Source organism: Xanthomonas sp. NCPPB 1325, from assembly GCF_041477645.2.
Classification (GTDB): Bacteria; Pseudomonadota; Gammaproteobacteria; order Xanthomonadales; family Xanthomonadaceae; genus Xanthomonas; species Xanthomonas cannabis.
The window spans coordinates 559,112-572,501 of the sequence record NZ_CM192985.1 but is presented as its reverse complement, the minus strand read 5'-3'; the positions used below and the strand labels follow the sequence as shown (position 1 = coordinate 572,501).

General features: G+C 58.2%; 11 protein-coding genes, 1 other RNA gene and 2 pseudogenes. 11 read left to right on the top strand and 3 right to left on the bottom strand.

Annotated elements, in window-relative coordinates:
• The first annotated feature begins 354 nt into the window (after positions 1-354).
• Entirely contained in the window at positions 355-1,863 is a 1,509-nt protein-coding gene (locus ACCQ10_RS02435) for a S10 family serine carboxypeptidase-like protein (RefSeq protein WP_372362092.1), read from the top strand.
• Between the two features lie 638 nt (positions 1,864-2,501).
• Positions 2,502-4,085, top strand: a complete 1,584-nt coding sequence (locus ACCQ10_RS02430; protein ID WP_372362091.1) for a thioredoxin family protein — start codon at positions 2,502-2,504, stop codon at positions 4,083-4,085.
• 331 nt (positions 4,086-4,416) lie between these two features.
• Here the strand turns inward: ACCQ10_RS02430 and ACCQ10_RS02425 are convergent, their stop codons facing one another.
• Complete coding sequence (locus ACCQ10_RS02425) at positions 4,417-5,292, bottom strand: LysR family transcriptional regulator (protein ID WP_372363034.1); 876 nt, start codon at positions 5,290-5,292, stop codon at positions 4,417-4,419.
• 159 nt (positions 5,293-5,451) lie between these two features.
• On the opposite strand from ACCQ10_RS02425, the gene ACCQ10_RS02420 reads away from it, so the two are divergent.
• The 5 genes from ACCQ10_RS02420 (at position 5,452) to rarD (ending at position 9,118) form a co-directional block, all read left to right on the top strand.
• The gene (locus ACCQ10_RS02420; RefSeq protein WP_372362090.1) at positions 5,452-6,204 is read left to right on the top strand and encodes an SDR family oxidoreductase; all 753 of its coding nucleotides are present in this window, start codon (positions 5,452-5,454) and stop codon (positions 6,202-6,204) included.
• A 293-nt stretch (positions 6,205-6,497) separates the two neighbouring features.
• The gene (locus ACCQ10_RS02415) at positions 6,498-7,181 is read left to right on the top strand and encodes a glutathione S-transferase family protein (RefSeq protein WP_372362089.1); all 684 of its coding nucleotides are present in this window, start codon (positions 6,498-6,500) and stop codon (positions 7,179-7,181) included.
• A gap of 43 nt (positions 7,182-7,224) precedes the next feature.
• Positions 7,225-7,839: a cysteine hydrolase family protein gene (locus ACCQ10_RS02410; RefSeq protein WP_372362088.1), complete on the top strand. Its 615-nt coding sequence runs from the start codon at positions 7,225-7,227 to the stop codon at positions 7,837-7,839.
• A gap of 26 nt (positions 7,840-7,865) precedes the next feature.
• Positions 7,866-8,165 (top strand): putative quinol monooxygenase, encoded by a 300-nt coding sequence (locus tag ACCQ10_RS02405; RefSeq protein ID WP_372362087.1) that lies wholly within the window; start codon positions 7,866-7,868, stop codon positions 8,163-8,165.
• Between the two features lie 56 nt (positions 8,166-8,221).
• Positions 8,222-9,118 carry an EamA family transporter RarD gene (gene rarD / locus ACCQ10_RS02400; RefSeq protein ID WP_372362086.1) on the top strand — a complete coding sequence of 299 codons (897 nt, stop codon included), beginning with the start codon at positions 8,222-8,224 and terminating at the stop codon, positions 9,116-9,118.
• An 84-nt stretch (positions 9,119-9,202) separates the two neighbouring features.
• On the opposite strand, the gene ACCQ10_RS02395 is transcribed toward rarD, so the two are convergent.
• Positions 9,203-9,278, bottom strand: a non-coding RNA gene (locus tag ACCQ10_RS02395) — sX9 sRNA.
• Between the two features lie 175 nt (positions 9,279-9,453).
• On the opposite strand from ACCQ10_RS02395, the gene ACCQ10_RS02390 reads away from it, so the two are divergent.
• Positions 9,454-9,738 (top strand): limonene-1,2-epoxide hydrolase family protein, encoded by a 285-nt coding sequence (locus ACCQ10_RS02390; RefSeq protein WP_372362085.1) that lies wholly within the window; start codon positions 9,454-9,456, stop codon positions 9,736-9,738.
• Positions 9,739-9,853: 115 nt separating this feature from the next.
• Here ACCQ10_RS02390 and ACCQ10_RS02385 read toward each other — a convergent pair whose 3' ends face one another.
• Complete coding sequence (locus ACCQ10_RS02385; protein WP_372362084.1) at positions 9,854-10,315, bottom strand: helix-turn-helix domain-containing protein; 462 nt, start codon at positions 10,313-10,315, stop codon at positions 9,854-9,856.
• Between the two features lie 253 nt (positions 10,316-10,568).
• Here ACCQ10_RS02385 and ACCQ10_RS02380 point away from each other — a divergent pair, with 253 nt between their 5' ends.
• From ACCQ10_RS02380 to ACCQ10_RS02370, 3 genes and pseudogenes are all read left to right on the top strand, one after another.
• Positions 10,569-11,186, top strand: a complete 618-nt coding sequence (locus ACCQ10_RS02380; protein ID WP_372362083.1) for a nitroreductase family protein — start codon at positions 10,569-10,571, stop codon at positions 11,184-11,186.
• Between the two features lie 234 nt (positions 11,187-11,420).
• Positions 11,421-12,220, top strand: a pseudogene (locus ACCQ10_RS02375) (IS5 family transposase).
• An 89-nt stretch (positions 12,221-12,309) separates the two neighbouring features.
• Positions 12,310-13,390, top strand: a pseudogene (locus ACCQ10_RS02370) (IS630 family transposase).

Below are 13,390 nucleotides of genomic sequence, written 5' to 3'. Positions count from 1 at the left end.
TAGGGATTTCTTACGCCTCGCCACCTTTTGGGTCGGGAGACGCTTTCGGTCGCCCGGTACAACCCTGCGAGTGCAAGGGCGCGTGCGTGCCTGAGAGGGGGCGAGCCGGAGTTGGAATCTCATCGCCTCCCGGCAACCTTGACATGCTTGCCCTGCCAACTACACATGCGGCACCTCGTAACAGCTCAAGCCATACGCTGAGGTAGCACGGCGGATCTTGGTCCGCTATCGTCTGCTAGCCTGCAGGCGTGGTAGCCGTGCAGGGTCCGCATCATCTGGTGCCTGTGCCACGCTCAGCGTCGACAAGGCTCATGGTGATCTTTTGAAAGTCTCAGCCTACCGAGGTAGTTGTCCATGCGTGGTTCGCAGTTGATCCTTTGCTTACTTGCTTCGCTCGCGATTGGCCCGGCTCAGGCAGCTCAGATTCCCGATGTCACTGCTGCGGCAGCCGCAGCCAGTGCATTTGCGCCCACCGACACACGTTCCCGGCAGGCAGCCGCACCCGTCACGACCTCGCATGTTTTAGCGCTTACAGGTAGGCGACTGCCCTACCAAGCCATCGTCAGCGAGTGGCCGGTGCGTGGGGCCGATGGCAACGTGCTCGGTCTTGTTGTAACTCAAGCCTATATTGCCAACGCCAGGCAAGGCCAGGTGCGGCCGGTGACATTCGTCTACAACGGCGGTCCCGGCGCGGCGTCTTGGTCGCTGCAAATGGAGGGTATCGGACCGAAGCTGTATGACGCTGCCAGCGGAACCGTGATCGACAATCCGGACAGCATCCTGGATGTCACCGATCTGGTCTTCATCGACCCATTGGGAACCGGTGCCAGTTTTCCTTTTGCCGGAGTGGACGCAAGGAGCGTCTGGAACACACCGGGCGACGCCTGTTCCATCGTCGAGGTGATTTCCAGTTGGCTGACTTCCAATCGCCGAGGGAAGAGCCCTCAGGTGCTGATAGGCGAAAGCTATGGAGCACTACGTAACCTCGCGGTATTGAACGCCGATGCCGCAGAGCCAAGACTCAATGTATCGGGCGTGGTCCTGCTGTCTCCCTTCCTGGGACATGCAGAAAGTCGCGATCTTGCAGCGGTAACCTTGCTGCCAAGTCTGGCAACCACGGCGTACGTGCATGGTCTGCGGCGTATCCCAACATCCTCGCCGCAGCAAGCCTACGATTCAGCGCTGGAGTTCGCCCGTAATCGTTACGCGCCAGCTCTGCTGGAGGGCAATACGCTGAGCGTCGAGCGGCTCAGAGCCGTCGCAGCCGAGATGAGCGATCAGATTGGAGTGCCAGCCGAGATACTGGAAGCGTCCAGGTTGCGCATCGACCGCAGTCAGTTCAACCGGACATTGAAATTGCGCCAGCAAAACACTCGTATCGGCAACCTGGATACTCGCGTGGCAGGCAGCACCGACTTGGACAGTCTCCCAGCTCCTTACAGTGATCCATCAATGACGCTTGGCAGGCGCCCTGCCTCGGTCATGGAGCATTATCTGGCTACATTGGGCTATCAGGTGGCGGCGCCCTATCGTCCGCTCAACCTATCAATCAACCACGGCACCTGGTACTACCGTGTGCCTCCCAGCGCCACGGGAGATCAAAAAGACACGATCGACGGAACCGATTGGCTTGTCGATGCCATGAACGCCCACCCCAAGCTGCACGTCTTCGCAGCGGGTGCTTTTTACGACACCGCAACGCCACTCTACGCGTCCCGATATCTGCTCGATCACGCCGATATCGATCGGTCACGGTTGACATTGGCGGCCTATCCGGCGGGGCATGGCATTGCCGAGGACGCAGAGCAACGCCGTCATTTGGCTGCAGACTTGCGTGATTTCATAACCAAGACTGGTCGCTGACGGAAGTCACCGAGGTCCCCTGTAGCTGAGATTTCCTCTGCGAACAACACAGTGTCGACACGGCGTTTTGTCGGCGTGGTAATGTGAATAGTGGCACTGCGCCTTTGCGTCAGTGCCCGGCAAAATCGATCAGGCTCTGGACGGCAACGCTGCCGCCGAGCGGCAGCAGCACTGCCGCATAGATCACCTGCCCCATCTCTTTCTTAGACGATTTAGGCTTGGACAGATGTAGGGCATTGAGTGACCAACAGTCTCCGCATCCGTCGGCGTGAGATGCCGGATGTCTGCTGCAGGATCAATGAGCGAGGGACTACCACTGCCTCGCTATTGAGAGGTGCGCCGATGTCATCGGCGACACCTCCTAGCCCGATAGCGTTCCATTAGCAGCGGTTAATGGAAGGATTGCGCAGCCAGCGCCAGGTCACTACACGTCGACCATTGAGCTTCTCGGCACCCGATCCCATGCTGAACGACACTTTTTTTGCTCGAGAATGCGCTAACGATGCGTTCGGCGTGACAGCAGTTCGCGTTCCGTGCTCTGAGCAACCTCGCAATAGGTAACTCTTCAAACAACAAATCAGGCATGGACCCTCTTGTTGTGGAAAAGCGCGTCCAGCCCACATCGAGAAATGCTCGCTATGAAAAAATTGCCTCCTGGCTCCCGCTCTTTCATGCTGATCGGACTTGCTAGCCTGCTTTCAGCGCTGACTGCCTGTGAAAGATCTGCTCCTTCAGCTGCAAATCTGCCGCACGCGACAGATTCGCAGCCTGCCGCTACGAAAGGTATCGATTGGCAGGAGGGAGATATTCAAAGGGCTCTCAATGAAGCAAAAAGAGCTGGCAAGCCTATCCTGATGTATTGGGGCGCGATCTGGTGCCCTCCATGCAATCGCCTCAAAGCGACCACCTTTAAGGATCCAGGATTCATCGCACAAACGCAGCATTTTGTAGCGATCCATCTGGATGGCGACCAGGAAGACGCCCAGACCTGGGCGGACCGATTTGGCGTCAAGGGCTACCCCACCATTGTCTTGCTACGCCCGGATCTCAGCGAAATCACTAGGCTTGTAGGTGACAACAGCACTTCACAGCTTACCGATAGTCTTCGGGTGGCTTCTCGATCCAGTACGAGCACAAAACAGATCCTGGCACAGGCCCTTAAAAGCCCATCGGCGTTACACCCATCTGATTGGACCCTCCTAAGCAATTACAACTGGCTACAGGACGATCAGCTCATAGAACCGAAGGAAGCGCCCGGAGTCCTCGCAGCATTAGCAAAAATAGCACCGAATCCTGCGTTGCAACGTCGCTTCAAGTTGCTTGAGATAGTCGTCGCAAAGCAGAAACCCGGCACAAGCAAAGCGACTTACTCTTTGTTGCAAACAGTGCTTTCCGACCCATCCGAGGTTCGGAACAACTTCAATGTACTTATCGCGGGTGCTGCCACGCTGGTTTCTGCCACGACCACCGATGCGGACGAGCGAACTGCGCTAACCAGGGACTTTAGGCGATCGCTTGCCAAGGCTTATGCTGATCCGGCGCTGCCCATTGCTGACCGCCTCCAGACCGGCTACGCGGAGATCGAGTTGGCGCGCTTGGCGCAGGGAATGCCGACACGGCCGAAGATGGATGGGCCACCACCGCCATTGCCTGCAGATGTCACCATGACCATACAGCAGCGCGTTCGCTGGGCAGTCACAGAGGCGAAAACCGATGAGGAGCGTCAATCCACGATTGCATCTGCTGCCGGGCTGTTGGCGCTGGTGGGCGATAACAAAGGATCTGCTGACCTGATGCAGGCTGAGTTGTCGCGTAGCAAGACACCGTCTTACTACATGCCATTCCTGGGAATACTTGCTGAGCAGCGGGGTGACTCCAAGGCTGCGCTATCTTGGTTCAAGAAGGCCTACGACTCACCTGGCAGTCAAGGTACCGTCGTTCAGCGAGGCATGACCTATCTGGACGCGCTGGTCCGGATCAACCCAAACGACAACGCGAGTATTGAGAATCTCGCAACGCGAGTGATCAACGATCTAACGCAGCAGTCAGACGGCTATTTGAATGACAATCACGAGCATTTTGAGGAAGTCGGTGCGTCGCTGAAGAGCTGGGGCAAACAGAGTCAGATTACAGCTGCGGTTCTGGATCGCCTGCGTAAAAAAGCGCAGACAAGTTGCACTGAAAAGAATAAGCCATCAGCCTGCGCTAACTGGCTTGCATGACGCAGCCCTGACATTACGCGCTTTGCTTGGGTCCCCGGCAGAGCCCCCGTTATTTGCCTGCAGAATAGCGTTATGCCGACCAACGAGCTACTGACGTTACTTCCCGGCACAATTGCCTTGCCGGGTCTTGAAGAGCTCACGCAATCTGATTCAATATATCCGACGCGGGGACACGCTGGTTGGCCGAAGTCCTCCCCTGCTTGCCACGGGGCTTTGTGGCCAGATTTCCGTACGTGCTTTCCATTAGCTCTCTCCTAGTGCCAAGGCACTTGGTCCCGTGGGCATAGCGGTAGGCGATCAACCGCCGGCCTCGTCGCCAAGCTAATATCCCTTACACATTCACGTTCAGTCTAGGAGTCTTCAAAAATTCCTCTGCAATAAAATCCATGAACACAATTGCCCGTTTCGCAATCAGGCGATTGGCGGCATACATGATGTGCATGGGCACTGCAGGAGCGGAGAATTCGTTCAATACAATCTGTAAATGGCCCGCATTGAGCCCTTGCTCGAATAACCATTCCGGCCCCTGGCCGATGCCCAGGCCTGCGTTGACCGACTCGCGCGCGGCTTCCGGTGAATTGACGCGAATCCTGCCGGAAACCGGTACTTCCACGTCCTTGAAACGCCACGTCGCCCCCGACGCCAACAGCGTGTACAGCACGCAATCGTGATGGCGCAGATCGTCGGGCACAGTGGGCACGCCGCGTTCGGCCAGATACGCACGGCTGGCCACGCACACACGCTTGAACGCACCGATGCGCCGCGCGCGCAGCGCGCTGTTTTCCAGATGGCCGATGCGGATGGCCAGTTCGGCACCTTCGTCGAGCAAATTGACGAAGCGGTCGTTGATCTGCAGATCCAGCTGCAGGCCCGGGTAGCGCTGCAAAAAGCGCGGCACCAGCGGCATCACATACTGATGCGACAACGCCGTGGGGCAGGCCACACGCAATAAGCCGGTGGGCTGCACGTTCTCGCGCAGCGACATTTCAGACTCGTCCACCGCGTCCAGAATGCGGCGTACTTCCGCGTAGTAACGCTCACCTTCCGGCGTCAGCATCAGCTTGCGGGTGGAGCGGTTGAGCAGCCGGGTCTGCAGATGCTCTTCCAGCGCGGCCACATGGCGGCTGACGTTGGGCTGGCCCAGGCCGAGATCGCGCCCGGCCGCAGAAAAGCTGCCCGTTTCCACCGCACGCGCGAAGCAGGTCATCAACACAAACCGATCCATTGCGCCGCTCCATTCATGCTTTTAAAGTATGAATGCTATGCGCACTCATGGTCTTCCGGCAAATGCCGCATGAGCGCAGGCTGTGTCACATCGAAGGCCCACCAACCACGGCGGGCCTCGTATCACAGCCAGGAGCACCCCATGACCCGTTTAGCAGGCAAGCGCACTCTCATCACCGGCGGCACCAGCGGCATCGGCCTGGAGACCGCCAGGCAGTTCCTCGCCGAAGGCGCCCGTGTCATCGTTACCGGCGTCAACCCCGAGTCCATCGCCAAGGCCAAGGCCGCCCTCGGCGCCGAGGTGCTGGTGCTGCGTGCCGATTCGGCCAGCGTTGCCGCCCAGCAGGAACTCGCCCAGGCCGTGCGTGCGCATTACGGCCAGCTCGACATCGCCTTCCTCAATGCCGGCGTCTCGGTGTGGGCGCCGATCGAAGAGTGGACCGAACAGGCCTTCGACGCCTCCTTCGCCATCAACGTCAAAGGCCCGTACTTCCTGCTGCAGGCGCTGCTGCCGGTGTTGGCCAACCCCGCGTCGGTGGTGCTCAACACCTCCATCAATGCACATGCGGCCATGGCCCGCTCGTCGGTATATGCCGCGACCAAGGCAGCCTTCCTCAGCATGACCAAGACGCTGTCCAGCGAACTGCTGGCGCGCGGCATCCGCCTCAACGCGGTCAGCCCCGGCCCGGTGGAAACCCCGCTGTACGACAAGCTTGGCATTCCCGACGCCTACCGCGCCCAGGTCAACCAGGACATCGCCGCCAGCATCCCGATGGGCCGCTTCGGCACCCCGGACGAAGTGGCCAAGGCCGTGCTGTACCTGGCCTCGGACGAATCGCGCTGGACGGTGGGGTCGGAGCTGGTGGTCGACGGCGGCCGCCTGCTCAACGGCTGAGCATGGCCGCCGTCCTTGAGGCGCGGCGAGTGGCGGCGCGCTTGGGTGCCACTAGCGCGAACGCACCCGCGGCAACCCGCCGATCAAGCTAGCCGGCACGTGTGCAGCCGATCGGCGGGGCGCGCCCCGCGTCGGCACCCACACAAGGTCCGGCCTCCATCCAATGCACTGCACGCCGGCATGTACCGGCTGCCTGGTACTACGCGTCCTCCTGCCATGGATGACGTGCCGATCCATCGCCACGCCGTCGCCTACTCTGGCACCACCTTCCCTACAACGTCCCCATACCGCCCATGCCCAACGTCCTTACCCTGATCAGTCACCCGCTGTGCCCGTTCGTGCAACGCGCGGCCATCGTCCTGCTGGAAAAGGCCGTCCCGTTCGACCGGATCCAGGTCGATCTTGCAGCCAAGCCGGATTGGTTCCTGGCCCTTTCGCCAACCGGGAAAGTGCCGTTACTTATGGTCGCTGAGCCAAGTGGCACGAAGACGGCAATCTTCGAAAGCATGGTGATCTGTGAGTACCTCGAAGAAACGCAACCTGGCCCGCCGCTGTACTCGGCCAGCGCGCTGTCACGTGCGCGTCAACGCGGCTGGACCGAGTTTGCTGGTCAGGCCCTGTCGGACATTTGGCAATTCCTCCACGCGACCGATCCACAGATGGCGAGTACACGACAGACAGCTGTCAGGACGAAGCTTGAACGTATCGAAACAGAACTCGACGGCGGACCCTACTTCGGTGGCGCGACCTTCAGCATGGTCGACGCTGTATTCGCACCAGTTTTTCGGTATTTCGATGTCCTCGAACCGGGCTTATCGCTGCCAATTTTCGAAAATCTTCCTCGCGCTTCCGCATGGCGGGCAGCTTTAGTGACACGTCCCAGCGTCATTCACGCCGTGGGTGACGGCTACGCGGCACTGCTGGAGACCCAGCTTCGCAAACAGCTTTCCATCCACATGGCATCACCCGCGACATAGCTCACTTCAACACACGCGCTCAATACACTCCAAGGAATTCACCATGACCAGCACATCCCCGAATATCCATGTACCGAAAAGTGCACTCATCCTGATTGAATATGTAAACGATTGGCTGGCTCCCACCGGTGGCATCAATGGCCAATTGCAGGATCGCGAACAACTTGATAATGCCATTGCCAATTCGAAGGTGATGCTTGAAGAGGCCCGCCGCCGTGGCATGGAAGTCATTCACGCATCCCTCAAGTTTGAGCCAACGTTCAAGGTCCTCGGCGACGGCAAGTACGGCCTGCGCAAGATGATGCGCGATTACGGCTCGTTCCTCGGTGAGCAGGCAGATTTCTTTCCTGGTTTCGAGCCTCAGGACGGCGAATATGTCATCCGTGAACGCACTGGCGGCAGTAGCGTCTTTGCGTCGACCACGCTCGACAGCTACCTCCGCAACAATCGGATTGTTGACATCTATCTGGCGGGCTTCGCGCTCAGGCAGTGCGTCGAGTCGTCGATGCGCAATGCGCACGATCTTGGCTACAACACCAATGTCATCTACGACGCTTCTGCCGCATTCACCCGCGAGCAACAGACAGCGTTCTTGAACGAGATCGCCCCATTCTATGCCAATGCCATGACCACCCAGGACTTCATCAAACAGGCTTGATGTCTGTATCGCAAAGGCCAAGCCCAATGATCGGCATGATGGTGAAACTGGCAGTCAAGCCAGGCAGCAGCGCGGCGTTCGAAAGCGCCTTCGCCGCTCAGGCTGCAGCAGTACGTACGAACGAACCGGGCAACCGGCTCTATGAGGTGTTCAAGTCGCGGGTCGGACCTGACAGCTACATGCTCATCGAGATCTACGAGAACGAAGCTGCGCTTGATGCACACCGGAGTGCGCAGCACATGGCAGTCCATCGTCCATTAACTTCCGCTTTCATTGCAGCTGAACCGGATATCGAAGCCTTCGATGTCATCCCACACGCAGCATGACAACCGGCGACAGGGACCGCGTAGTCCCTGTCGCTGCCGATCTTCCCGAGGTTCCGATGATCACCACTGCTGATAGCCGAACAGGCTTGTTTTACGGGATCGCCGCCAATGTCCTTTGGGGGGTGCTGCCGTTGTATCTAAACCTCCTCAAGGGCGTGGATGCTCTGCAAGTGCTCTCACACCGTGTGGTGTGGTCGTTGCTGGTGTTCGGCACGCTCCTCGCGTTATGGGGAAGGCTGCGACCACTCGTTGCAGCAGCGCGCGGCCGCACCCTGGGATTGCTGGCCGTCAGTGCCGCACTCATCGCAGTCAACTGGTTCGTCTATATCTGGTCGGCAGCCAACGGGCATCTGGTGGAGGCGAGCCTTGGCTATTTCATAACTCCCCTTGTCAACGTCGCGCTTGGCACGATGCTGCTGAAGGAGCGAATCGCACGTTCGCAGGCCGTGGCAATCGGTGTAGCGGGGGCGGGTGTGCTCATCCTTGCCGCAACTGGCGGCGGCCAGATCTGGATCTCGCTAACGCTGGCGTTGAGCTTCGGCTTCTATGGACTGATTCGCAAGGTGGTGGCGATCGATGCACTGGGCGGATTGTCGATCGAAACTGCGCTTTTGGCACCGCTCGCACTGTGCCTTCTCTTTTACTTCGGCAGCATGGGTGAGGCAGCTTTTGGGCAAAGTGGCCGTACAGATGCTCTCCTGATCCTTGCAGGACCGATCACAGCACTCCCCCTGCTCTTCTTCGCGGCAGGAGCAAAGCGCTTACGCTATACAACACTTGGATTGCTACAGTTCATCGCACCCACGCTTCTGCTTGCAGAAGCAGTCTTGCTCTATCAAGAGCCAATCGGCCCCATCCAGCTAGCCACCTTTGGCATGATCTGGATCGGCTGTGGATTGTATGCGTGGAGTAGCATGAATTCGTCGAAGGATATGACTGCACATCCGTCATAGATGCCCACAAGCCCCCTGAGATAGGTATACAGACATCTAGATCCCCGAACATACAACCAATAACTCCCCTCTTTTAACTACAGCGGCTAACAAAACGTAGCGAGCGGTCGTCAGACGGGTGCGCGCAACGCACAGGAACCAAAGTGCACGCGTGGTACATGTCGATTCCGAGCACCAAGCCGCACACTCCTATCGGCGAGCACAGTAGCTTTTCATCTACCCGTAGTGAAACCCATGACTACTCCAATTGAAATTGTCACTGATTTTTTTCCGTCTTCCAAGAAGATCACGGCCGGACCACCATTAAACGGTGGTTTACACCGCATACGCGCTGGGTGAACGAGGGAGTTGCCACTACTACAGGCATAGCCGAAGCGATTAGTTTTATCGAAAAAGTAGAGAAATCGTCCAGCATCGTCGCCGCCCAATTTCAGATTATTGCCATTGCCGCAACAGGCAACAAAGTGCTGACCGAACGCCTTGACACATTCCTGAGAGCTGACGGCAGTAAGATCCTAGCCGTCACCGTGATGGGGATAATCGAGCTAGACGGCGAACAGATCATCGCGTGGCGAGACTATTTTGATGTCAACGCCGGTCAGTCAATATCCAGAAAATAGCCTCTTCTAAATTGTCCCGCCACTTCAGACAACAGGGCCATTAGTATCGCTCTGGTTATCAAAAATTTTCCGAGGCGCAATGTACACGATATCGGAAAGGCGTTTAAATATCCACCTAAGACTGGGATTCTTGTCGATTTTTCCGAGCATCACGCGCTGGTGGTGTGCCAAACTGCCAAGGATACTCTCGACTGAACTGGGATGCGCTTTCGTAGCCAACGGCAAATGCGATGTCAGACGCAATACGCTCTCCTGAAAGAAGCAATCTTCGAGCCTCCTGCAAGCGAAGCTGCTTTTGATACTGAAGCGGACTTAGTCCAGTAATTTCCAGAAAATGGCGATGCAGACTTGCCCGGCTCATGCCGCTGGCACTGCACAGCGACTCGATGCGAAAGGGTACGTTATAGTGCTCCCTGACCCACCCGACCGCCTGTCGAATGCGCCCCAATGCACCCTGAGGTTGGGCGATATGGCGCAGAAGCCGCCCCTGCGGGCCCTGCAAAATAAGTGTGTTATGCGCCCCTACCGACGCATGGCGCAGGGCAATGTCTAGGTGGGTTGCAAGTTCGTCGCTCATCGCATGAGTATGGCGTGCGCCCGCTATCAGTCAAGAAAATTGAGATAATTAGGCAAAAAAATTGGGCGTATCGGGTGGGCCTGAAATGCTATCGTCGCTTACCTTTGCTCAAGAGAAAGCGAATACCAAATTCCTCGCTTTTCCAACACAGATGTTCCCAGATAAAAACGTTCTATCTATTGGGACCCGCAGCTAGGCTCTTGGGGAGAGCACCATCAAACCAGCACTTATCGACTACAGCACAGGAATCAATATGAGCAACTCTGTCATCGACTCCCTCTTGAGCCGTGCGACGACCAATCTGTACGACCCAGCAGCGACGTTGAGCGACGAACAAATTCGAGAGTTGGTTGGCATCGCCACCACTGCACCCACCTCCTTCAATTTCCAGAACTGGCGCTTCGTCGCCGTTCGCACGCCAGAAGCCAAGGCGCGGCTGCGCAAGATTTCGTGGGATCAGCCCAAGATCACAGATGCTGCCGTGACCTTCATCATCTGCGGACAGTTAATCGATTACAGCTTGCTGCGGCAGCGCTTAGAGCCGGCGGAGGCAGCGGGAATCATGTCTGCGCAGATGGTGGCAGGTTGGGAAGGCGCCGCACGCGTCCTATATTCTGAGCAGCCACAGCGTCAGCGCGACGAAGCAGTTCGCACCGGCGCCATTGGTGCAACGGCATTGATCTATGCGGCCCATGCTTTGGGCTTGGGCTCAACACCGATGATAGGTTTTGACGCCGATGCGGTTGCCTGCGACTTTGCACTGGCTGAAGACGAAGTGCCGGTCATGTTGCTATCCATCGGTAAGGCTCTATCTGGCAACTGGCCGCAGAAGCCGCGTCGGCCTGTGAGCGAAGTACTGGATTTCGTCTGAAAGAGCAGCCGCCCTGCGCTGTGACACGGACATTGGGGCATACAGGCCGTGACGGTTTGGCGCACGCGGCATCTGCAAACGTGCCACCAGGCCTCGGCCACTGGGAACGGAAACCGTCCTCCAATGACGATCATTTGAGGGTCCAGGCCGTAGCTAGAATGCTGCATAGTCGGCCGCATAAGAGCGGCAAACAAAACCCTTGAATTCTGTTGAACCGGCGGCATCATCGCCGGCATGACACGTCGCAACGAGATCCCAATTGCGCTGTGGAAGCGCATCGAGTCACTGATTCCGCAGGTCAAGGCTTCCCAAAGAGGTGGACGACCTCGTATCAATGATCAGCAGGCGCTCAATGAAATCATCTATGTGCTGCGCACAGGTATTCCGTGGGAAGAGCTGCCTGGGGAACTTGGCTATGGGAGCGGCATGACCTGCTGGCGGCGGTTGCGTGATTGGCAAGTCGGCGGGGTGTGGCATCGCATCCATCAGGTGTTGCTGGCCGAGCTACGCCGCGCCGACACGCTGGATATGAGCCGAGCAGTCTGGACGCCGCCAGCGTGGCCTCCCCCCGGGGGGCTCTTATACAGGGCTAAACCAATCGCGGCAAACTCGGCAGCAAACGGCATCTGATCGTCGATCGCAACGGCGTGCCGCTGGCTGCGTGCGTCACCGGTGCCAATCGACACGACTCGGTTGTCTTCGAGGAGTTGCTTGATGCATTGCCTGAAATCGGCGGAAAACCAGGGCTTGCGCGACGCTGGCCAGGCAAACTGCATGCCGACAAGGCCTACGACATCGACCGTTGCCGCAACGCCCTCAAGCAGCGCGGCATCATTGCGCGGATTGCACGCAAGGGCATCGAAAGCAACGACCGTCTGGGCCAGCATCGCTGGGTCGTGGAGCGTACGCACGCTTGGTTCGCCGGGATGGGCAAGCTGCGTATCCGCTTCGAACGCCGCATCGATATCCACTTAGCGTTGCTCTCGCTTGCATCCTCCATCATCTGCTTACGCGTGCTTCCTGGGTTTTGTTAGCCGCTCTTACTCCAGTGCGGCGTTCCGCATGTAACTTTTCTTATCTAGCGTTGCCCAAGGATGACCTTTGGAAGCTGGATCGCTCGCTCATGGGACGACCCGCCAAACCGTTGGTTGTCGGCACCGACGATCATTTGCAACTGGAGTCAATGGCCACGCTCGCAAAGTTTGCCGGCGGCCTTGTCGCGCCGTGCACAGATTATCCTTCGCATGGCCGACGGCGAACCGCAGACGACGATCACGCATCGCTATGGAGTGAGCCGCCCGACAGTCACGTTGTGGCGTACACGTTATCCCAAGCGCGACATTGCCGGCCTGCCCAACGAACTCAAGCCCGGTCGGCCGCGCACGACCAGTGATGAAAAGGTGGCGGAACTGGTCAACCCGCCTTAACGCGCAAGCCGAACCGCAACACCCACTGGTCACGCCGCACGCTGGCGGTCGAAACAGGACTTTCCACCACCACCGTCCACCGCCACATGACGCGGTTCGACCCGCAGCCGCATCGCTCCAAGAGCTTCCAGCTCTCCACCGATCCGTTCTTCATCGAGAAGGTGCGCGACATCGTCGGTCTGTATCTCAACCCGCCGGATGATGCGTTGGTGCCGTGCGTGGGCGAGAAGAGTCAAGTACAGGCCTTGGAGCGCACCCGGCCGGTACTGCCGATGGGGCTGGGATACGTCGAAGGCATCACGCATGACTATGTGCACCACGGCACGGTGACCCTGTTTGCCGCGCTAGACATCGCCAACGGCAGGTCATCACCCAGCGCAAGCCCCAGACCGACATCAGGAGTTTCTCTCGTTCTTGCGAGGTGTGGACACGCAGGTGCCGAAGGATCTGCACGTCCATCTGATCTGCGACAACTATGCCACCCACAAACACGCCAGGATCAAGGCATGGCTGGCCAAACGGCCGCGCTACCACACCCACTACACGCCGACCTACAGCTCCTGGCTCAATCAGGTCGAACGCTGGTTCGTCCTGATCACCCAGCGGGCGATCAGGCGCGACTCCTTCGATTCTGTGGCCGATCTGAAACGCAAGATCAACGCCTTCGTCGAGCACTACAACCAAAACCCGCGACAGTTCAAATGGACTGCGACCGCCGACTCGATCCTCGCCAAGATCGAACGGCTCTGCAAAGTTATCGACGGAACGCCACACTAG